Genomic DNA, 8,039 nt, shown 5'->3' with positions numbered 1-8,039 from the left:
GGTGTCGACTACATCGACGAGTCCGAGGTCCTCACCCCGGCTGACGAGGCCAACCACAGCGACAAGTGGGCCTTCACCACCCCCTTCGTCTGTGGCGCCACCAACCTGGGCGAGGCCCTGCGCCGTAACGCCTTCGGGCGGCAGAACGAGTCCTTCGAGGCGGCCGTGGAGATCACCGGCATCGGCGGCGGACCGGTCGAGGGTGTCTTCATCCGCGCACCGTGGGTGGAATCGACCGGCGAGCGGACCGAGGTACTGGCCCGGCTGGACGACGGCACCGTCGTCGCCGTGCGCGCCGGAAACCTGCTGGCCACGTCGTTCCACCCCGAGCTGACCGGCGACCACCGCGTTCATGAGCTCTTCGTCGACATGGTGCGCGCCGCGGGCTAGCGCGACCCCGGTAGGATCTCTTCTGTTCATTTCTACTGGCGACGTTGTAAGGAGCTGGCGATGTCCGGCCACTCTAAATGGGCTACCACCAAGCACAAGAAGGCCGTGGTTGACGCCAAGCGCGGCAAGCTCTTCGCCAAGATGATCAAGAACATCGAGGTGGCAGCGCGGATGGGCGGCGGTGACATCTCCGGTAACCCGACTCTCTACGACGCCATCCAGAAGGCGAAGAAGAGCTCGGTTCCGAATAAGAACATCGACTCCGCGGTCAAGCGCGGCGCCGGTCTGGAAGCCGGCGGCGCCGACTACCAGACGATCATGTACGAGGGCTACGGGCCGAACGGCGTCGCGGTGCTCATCGAGTGCCTCACCGACAACCGCAACCGCGCGGCCTCCGACGTGCGGGTCGCCATGACCCGCAACGGCGGCGCGATGGCCGACCCGGGCTCGGTCTCCTACCTGTTCAACCGCAAGGGCGTCGTCATCGTCCCCAAGGCTGAACTGTCCGAGGACGACGTGCTGGACGCGGTGCTGGACGCCGGGGCCGAGGAGGTCAACGACCTCGGCGAGTCCTTCGAGGTCATCAGCGAGGCCACCGACATGGTCGCGGTCCGCACCGCGCTCCAGGACGCGGGCATCGACTACGACTCGGCCGACGCCAACTTCGTCCCCACGATGCAGGTGGAACTCGACGAGGACGGCGCCCGCAAGATCTTCAAGCTGATCGACGCGCTCGAGGACAGCGACGACGTGCAGAACGTCTTCGCCAACTTCGGTGTGAGCGACGAGGTCATGGAGAAGGTCGACGCCTGATTTCGCGTCATTTCGCGTCACGACACGACGGGCCGGCGGGACACACCCCGCCGGCCCGTCGGCGTTGGCGGCGTTGTCAGTGGGAACGGCTAACCTGCAGGAACAGTTGCAGGAACAGTTGACCGACTCGGCTTGAGGGGGTGACGCGGTGCGGGTACTCGGTGTGGACCCAGGACTGACCCGGCTCGGCATCGGTGTCGTCGACGGCGTTCCCGGGCGCCCGTTGACGATGGCGGGAGTCGGCGTGGTGCGCACCCCGGCCGATGCGGAGATCGGCCACCGCCTCGTCCTCATCGAGCGCGGCATCGAGGAGTGGCTGGACGAGTACCGGCCCGAAGTCGTCGCCGTGGAGCGGGTGTTCAGCCAGCACAATGTGCGTACGGTGATGGGCACCGCCCAGGCCAGCGCGGTCGCGATGCTCTGCGCCAGCCGGCGCGGGCTGCCCGTCCATCTCCACACCCCCAGCGAGGTCAAGGCCGCCGTCACCGGCAGCGGACGCGCGGACAAGGCCCAGGTCGGTGCCATGATCACGCGGCTGCTACGGCTCGACGCGCCGCCAAAGCCCGCCGACGCCGCCGACGCGCTGGCCCTGGCCATCTGCCACATCTGGCGCGGCACCGCCACCAACCGCCTCCAGCAGGCCATCGCCGCCCACCGGCCCGCACGAATCCAGGAGCACCGAGCATGATCGCCTTCGTCAGCGGCCCGGTCGCCGCCCTCGCCCCGGACACCGCGGTCGTCGAGGTCGGCGGCATCGGGATGGCCGTCCTGTGCACGCCGGGCACCCTCGCCACCCTCAGGATCGGCCAGCAGGCCAGGCTCTCCACCTCGCTCATCGTCCGCGAGGACTCGCTGACCCTCTACGGCTTCGCGGACGACGACGAGCGGCAGATCTTCGAGCTGCTGCAGACCGTGAGCGGCGTCGGCCCGCGCCTCGCGCAGACGATGCTCGCGGTGCACTCGCCCGACGCCCTGCGGATCGCGGTGGCCACCGGCGACGAGAAGGCGCTCACCGCCGTGCCCGGCGTCGGCAAGAAGGGCGCCCAGCGGCTCCTGCTGGAACTGAAGGACCGGCTCGGCGACCCCGTCGGCCCCGGGGCGAACCGGGGGATCGGCAGTCCCGTCTCCGCCTCCTGGCGCGACCAGCTGCAGGCGGCGCTGATCGGTCTCGGCTATGCCACCCGCGAGGCCGACGAAGCGGTCTCCGCGGTCGCGCCGCAGGCCGAGGCCGTACTGGCCGCGGGCGAGGCGCCGAATGTGTCCACGCTGCTGCGCGCGGCCCTCCAGACGCTGAACCGCACCCGCTGACCGCTGACCCGATGACTCGCCCGATGAGAGCTGCCCCATGACCCGCTGATCCGCCCGATGACCCGCTGACCATCCGACCGGCTATCCGAAAGTCCGACCATGCTGCGTTCTCCCGGGGAGCGACTCCCCGTACCCCTCCGAACAGCCGGGTCGTCCGGGCCGCGGCCGACCGCGCGAGGCGAAAGCCGGTGAACTGGGACGAGCCCGCGCCGGTGACCGCCGACGATCTGCCGGACCGGCTGGTCGGCTCCACCGCCGACGGCGAGGAGCAGGCCGTCGAGGCCGCCCTGCGGCCGAAGGACCTCGGGGAGTTCGTCGGCCAGGAACGGGTACGGCAGCAGCTGGACCTGGTCCTGCAGGCGGCCAAGAAGCGCGGCGGCACCGCCGACCACGTCCTGCTCTCCGGAGCGCCGGGTCTCGGCAAGACCACCCTGTCGATGATCATCGCCGCCGAGATGGGCGCCCCGATCCGCATCACCTCGGGCCCGGCCATCCAGCACGCGGGCGATCTCGCCGCGATCCTCTCCTCCCTCCAGGAGGGCGAGGTGCTCTTCCTCGACGAGATCCACCGCATGTCCCGGCCGGCAGAAGAGATGCTCTACATGGCCATGGAGGACTTCCGGGTCGATGTGATCGTCGGCAAGGGCCCCGGCGCCACCGCGATCCCGCTGGAGCTGCCGCCGTTCACCCTGGTCGGCGCCACCACCCGGGCCGGACTGCTGCCGCCCCCGCTGCGGGACCGTTTCGGCTTCACCGGCCACATGGAGTTCTACGCCCCCGCCGAGCTGGAGCGCGTCATCCACCGCTCGGCCCGGCTGCTGGACGTCGAGATCGAGCCGGACGGCGGCGCGGAGATCGCCGGCCGCTCCCGTGGCACCCCCCGTATCGCCAACCGGCTGCTGCGCCGGGTCCGGGACTACGCGCAGGTCAGAGCGGACGGCCGGATCACCCGCGAGATCGCCGTACAGGCCCTGGAGGTCTACGAGGTGGACGGCCGCGGCCTCGACCGGCTGGACCGGGCCGTGCTGCGCGCGCTGCTCCAGCTGTTCGGCGGCGGCCCGGTCGGACTCTCCACGCTCGCGGTGGCGGTCGGCGAGGAGCGCGAGACGGTCGAGGAGGTCGCCGAACCGTTTCTGGTCCGGGAGGGTCTGCTGGCCCGCACTCCCCGTGGCCGGGTGGCTACCCGGGCGGCCTGGACCCACCTCGGCCTGGTGCCGCCCCAGCAATCCGCGGGGCCCGGCCAGGGTGGCCTGTTCGGACCGTGACGGCGGGGATACTCGCCCCCCAGGAACCTCGGTGCCATGCTGGGCGTTGTTTCACCGGCGAGGACTCGCTTAGACTCCGCCGACGCCCTTCCTCCGGAACGGCATACACCCCCGTAGATCAGGCCAGCCACCCGCGGCCGTGCGAAGGAACGTTGTAAATCGTGAGTATCGGCTTGCTCCTCCCGTTCATCATCCTTATCGGCGCCATGTTCCTCATGACCCGGTCTGCCAAGAACAAGCAGCGGCAGGCCGCAACCATGCGGAACCAGATGGAGCCGGGCTCCGGTGTCCGCACCATCGGCGGCATGTACGCCGTGGTGAAGGAAGTCAACGAGGACACGGTCCTCCTGGAGCTGGCCGACGGGGTGCACGCGCACTTCGCGAAGAACTCCATCGGTGCCGTACTGGACCAGGCGGAGTACGACCGGATCGTGCACGGCATCGAGCCGCCCGAGCTGGAGGACGGCTCCGAGGACGCGGACGACGACGCGGACACGGGCACGGATGAGGCTGCCGGGACGGCCGGGGCCGCCGATGACGAGCGCATCGACCTGAGCAAGACGGAGGACGAGCCGAAGAAGGACGGCACCGACCCCAAGTAAGGCGTCGGTCCGGACTCTCACATCACTTCGTGGCCACCCCACGGGCGCGCAGGCCCGGGGGCTGGTTGGACAGGGAGATACAAGAAGGTGGCAGCACCCAAGAAGGGCCGCAGGTCCTCGGGGAGTCAGGGGTACCCCGGGCGCGCACTGGCCGTGATCCTGATCGCGCTGGTGGCGTTGACGGGGACGATGTTCCTCACGCACAACAACACCCCGCGACTGGGCATCGACCTCGCCGGCGGCGTCAGCATCACGCTGACCGCCAAGAGCGATCAGGCCAACGCGATCAACAAGACCAACATGAACACCGCTGTGAGCATCATCAACCAGCGAGTGAACGGTCTTGGCGTCTCCGAGGCGGAGGTGCAGACCCAGGGCAGTAATCACATCATCGTGAACATTCCCAAGGGCACCAACGCCGACCAGGCGGAGAAGCAGGTCGGCACGACCGCCCAGCTGTACTTCCGCCAGGTGCTCGCCGAGCAGGCCAACCCCCCCGGGGTCAAGACGCCGGTGAAGCCCACCCCGACGGCGAGCCCTTCGGCCTCCTCCGGCCCGAAGCCCTCGGGCAAGGGCAGCAGCACGCCGACCGCGACGGCTTCGCCGAAGATCACGCCCTCGTCCAGCGCCACCACCCAGGGCCGCGCTGTCACCGACGGCCTGAAGGCCGATCCCGCCAAGGCGCCCGCCCCGACGCCGACTCCCAGCGCGCCCGCGCCCCCGGCCGGCAAGCTGGACAGCTCGGTTCCGGCCGATCTGCAGGCGAAGTTCACCGCGCTGGACTGCAACGACCCGACGCAGCAGGCCAACGCCGGCTCCGGCGCCAAGCCCGAGCAGAAGGTCGTCGGCTGCGGTCAGCGCGGCGACGGCAAGAACAAGATCTGGTACAAGTACGCGCTCGGCCCGTCCGTCATCGACGGCAAGGACGTCTCCAAGGCCAGCGCGAAGTTCGACACCCAGTCCGGTAACGGCTGGGTCGTCGACCTGAGCTTCAACGGCACGGGCGCGAAGAAGTTCACCTCGGTCACCACCCAGCTCGCCGCCCAGCAGCCCCCGCTGAACCAGTTCGCGATCGACCTGGACGGCAATGTCGTCTCCGCGCCCTCGGTCTCGCAGGCGCTTCCCGGCGGCAGCGCGACGATCTTCGGCAGCTTCACCCAGCAGTCCGCCCGGGATCTGTCGAACGTCCTGTCGTACGGCTCCCTGCCGCTCTCCTTCAACGTGGAGAACACCACCACCGTCTCCGCCGCCCTCGGCGGCGAGCAGCTCAAGGGCGGCCTCATCGCGGGCGCGGTCGGCCTGGCGCTCGTGGTGCTGTACATGCTCGTGTACTACCGGGGCCTCGGCCTCGTCGCGATCGTCAGCCTCATGGTGTCCGCCGCGCTGACCTACACGCTCATGAGCCTGCTCGGTCCGGCCATCGGCTTCGCGCTGAACCTGCCGGCCGTTTGCGGGGCCATCGTCGCCATCGGTATCACCGCGGACTCGTTCATCGTCTTCTTCGAACGGATCCGTGACGAGCTGCGCGAGGGCCGCTCGCTGCAGCCCGCCGTCGCCCGCGGCTGGCCGCGCGCCCGGCGCACCATCCTGGTGTCGGACTTCGTGTCCTTCCTCGCCGCCGCCGTGCTGTTCATCGTCACGGTCGGCAAGGTCCAGGGCTTCGCGTTCACGCTGGGCCTGACCACCCTGCTCGACGTCGTGGTGGTCTTCCTCTTCACCAAGCCGCTGATGACGATCCTGGCCCGCCACAAGTTCTTCTCCGAAGGCCACAAGTGGTCCGGCCTCGACCCGAAGGGCCTGGGCGTCCAGGCCCCCATCCGTCGCGTCCGCCGCAGGGCGAGCACCGAGACGAAGGAGGCCTGATGTCCCGGCTCGGTAATCTCGGTCAGCTCGGGCACCGGCTGCACCGCGGCGAGATCGCTTACGACTTCGTCGGCAAGCGCAGGCTCTGGTACGGCGTCTCCCTGCTGATCACGGTCGTGGCCATCGTCGGCCTGGCCGTCAACGGTCTCAAGCTCGGCATCGAGTTCTCCGGCGGCGCGGTCTTCACCCCGAAGACCCCGTTCTCGGTGGCAGCCGTCCAGAGCAAGATCGCCGGTCACACCCTCGGTCACGACGCCACCGTGCAGAAGCTCGGCAACGGCACCGTACGGATCCAGATCAGCGACATCTCCACCGCGGAGTCCAAGCAGATCCAGCAGGAGATCGCCAAGGATCTCGGGCTGCCCAGCGACAAACTCAACCCGGAAGTGGTCGGCCCCAGCTGGGGTCAGGAGATCTCCCAGAAGGCCTTCACCGGCCTGATCATCTTCATGATCCTGGTGGTGATCTATCTCGCCATCGCCTTCGAGTGGCGGATGGCGCTCGCCGCCCTGGTCGCCCTGATCCACGACCTCACGATCACCGTCGGCGTCTACGCCATCGTCGGTTTCGAGGTCACCCCGGGCACCGTGATCGGTCTGCTCACCATTCTCGGTTACTCCCTGTACGACACCGTCGTCGTCTTCGACGGTCTCAAGGAGTCCACCAAGAACATCACCAAGCAGACCCGTTTCACCTACAGCGAGCTGGCCAACCGCAGCCTGAACCAGACCCTGGTGCGCTCGATCAACACCACGATCGTCGCGCTGCTCCCCGTCGGCGCGCTGTTGTTCATCGGCGGCGGCATCCTCGGGGCCGGGGTGCTCAACGACATCGCCCTCGCGCTGTTCGTCGGCCTCACCGCCGGCGCGTACTCGTCGATCTTCATCGCGACCCCGCTGGTCGCGGACTTCAACGAGCGCGACCCGGCGATCAAGTCGCTCAGGAAGCGGGTGCTGGCCAAGCGCGCGGCCGACGCCGCCAAGGGCGTCGACCCCGCCGCGGACCAGCAGCGGGACGCCGAGGACGGCGAGACCGGCGAGGACCGGGAGCCGGAGGACGGCGACCACGCGGCCGCCGGCGGTGTGGTCGGCCAGCGCCATCAGACCGCGGCTCGCAACCGCGGCAAGAACCGTCCCTCGGGGAAGCGCCGGTGACCGCGACGGACGCCGCCGCCGACGTGCTGCGGAGCCAGTTGCTCGGCCGCATCCGGGATGTGCCGGACTACCCGCAGCCGGGAGTGATGTTCAAGGACATCACCCCGCTGCTGGCCGATCCCGAGGCGTTCAACGCGCTGGTGGACGCCCTGGCCGTGCTCTGCGCGCGCCATGGGGCCACCAAGGTCGCCGGCCTGGAGGCGCGCGGGTTCATCCTCGCCGCCCCCGCGGCGGCGCGGGCCCACCTCGGCTTCGTGCCCGTGCGCAAGGCGGGCAAGCTGCCCGGCGCGACGCTGTCGCAGCGCTACGAGCTGGAGTACGGCACCGCCGAGATAGAGGTGCAGCAGGACGCCTTCGTCCCCGGTGACCGGGTCCTGGTCATCGATGACGTATTGGCCACCGGCGGCACCGCCGAGGCATCGCTGGAGCTCATCCGGCGCACCGGCGCGGAGGTCGCCGGGGTCGCCGTCCTGCTGGAGCTCGGCTTCCTCGGAGGCCGGGAGCGGCTCGCCGCCACCCTCGCGGGCGCCCCACTGGACGCGCTCATCATCGTCTGACACCACCGGCACAGCGCCGTACGGCACACAGCACCGCCCAGGAGGCGGGCGCCCCGAACCCCCCCGCCGCCCCCCCCCCGCCCCCCC

General features: G+C 69.7%; 9 protein-coding genes. All 9 read left to right on the top strand.

Going from position 1 to position 8,039, the window contains the following annotated elements; all coding sequences use genetic code 11:
• A partial coding sequence (pdxT, locus tag QMK24_RS28265; RefSeq protein WP_283469629.1) for a pyridoxal 5'-phosphate synthase glutaminase subunit PdxT occupies window positions 1-390 on the top strand: 390 nt, incomplete at its 5' end.
• Window positions 391-450: 60 nt separating this feature from the next.
• Window positions 451-1,203, top strand: coding sequence for a YebC/PmpR family DNA-binding transcriptional regulator (locus tag QMK24_RS28260; protein ID WP_283469628.1), 753 nt, complete (start codon window positions 451-453; stop codon window positions 1,201-1,203).
• Between the two features lie 148 nt (window positions 1,204-1,351).
• Window positions 1,352-1,891: a crossover junction endodeoxyribonuclease RuvC gene (gene ruvC / locus QMK24_RS28255; protein WP_283469627.1), complete on the top strand. Its 540-nt coding sequence runs from the start codon at window positions 1,352-1,354 to the stop codon at window positions 1,889-1,891.
• On the top strand, window positions 1,888-2,511 hold the full coding sequence (gene ruvA / locus QMK24_RS28250; protein ID WP_283469626.1) for a Holliday junction branch migration protein RuvA: 624 nt from the start codon (window positions 1,888-1,890) through the stop codon (window positions 2,509-2,511). The genes ruvC and ruvA overlap by 4 nt, the downstream gene beginning before the upstream one ends.
• Window positions 2,512-2,699: 188 nt before the next feature.
• The gene (ruvB, locus tag QMK24_RS28245; protein WP_283469625.1) at window positions 2,700-3,776 is read left to right on the top strand and encodes a Holliday junction branch migration DNA helicase RuvB; all 1,077 of its coding nucleotides are present in this window, start codon (window positions 2,700-2,702) and stop codon (window positions 3,774-3,776) included.
• A gap of 161 nt (window positions 3,777-3,937) precedes the next feature.
• Window positions 3,938-4,378: a preprotein translocase subunit YajC gene (gene yajC, locus QMK24_RS28240; RefSeq protein WP_283469624.1), complete on the top strand. Its 441-nt coding sequence runs from the start codon at window positions 3,938-3,940 to the stop codon at window positions 4,376-4,378.
• A gap of 87 nt (window positions 4,379-4,465) precedes the next feature.
• Window positions 4,466-6,241 (top strand): protein translocase subunit SecD, encoded by a 1,776-nt coding sequence (gene secD / locus QMK24_RS28235; RefSeq protein WP_283469623.1) that lies wholly within the window; start codon window positions 4,466-4,468, stop codon window positions 6,239-6,241.
• Window positions 6,241-7,395, top strand: coding sequence for a protein translocase subunit SecF (gene secF, locus QMK24_RS28230; protein WP_283469621.1), 1,155 nt, complete (start codon window positions 6,241-6,243; stop codon window positions 7,393-7,395). The genes secD and secF overlap by 1 nt, the downstream gene beginning before the upstream one ends.
• Complete coding sequence (locus QMK24_RS28225; protein ID WP_283469620.1) at window positions 7,392-7,952, top strand: adenine phosphoribosyltransferase; 561 nt, start codon at window positions 7,392-7,394, stop codon at window positions 7,950-7,952. Before secF ends, QMK24_RS28225 begins: the two co-directional genes overlap by 4 nt.
• Window positions 7,953-8,039: the final 87 nt, after the last annotated feature.

The sequence above is a fragment of the Streptomyces sp. PH10-H1 genome (assembly GCF_030063355.1).
Classification (GTDB): Bacteria; Actinomycetota; Actinomycetes; order Streptomycetales; family Streptomycetaceae; genus Actinacidiphila.
This window is presented reverse-complemented; position numbering and strand designations above follow the sequence as displayed.

Excerpts from the sequence above, each read along its gene's own strand:
- QMK24_RS28260 (WP_283469628.1), top strand. The coding sequence starts at position 451 with ATGTCCGGCCACTCTAAATGGGCTACCACCAAGCACAAGAAGGCCGTG.
- ruvA (WP_283469626.1), top strand. The coding sequence starts at position 1,888 with ATGATCGCCTTCGTCAGCGGCCCGGTCGCCGCCCTCGCCCCGGACACC.
- secF (WP_283469621.1), top strand. The coding sequence starts at position 6,241 with ATGTCCCGGCTCGGTAATCTCGGTCAGCTCGGGCACCGGCTGCACCGC.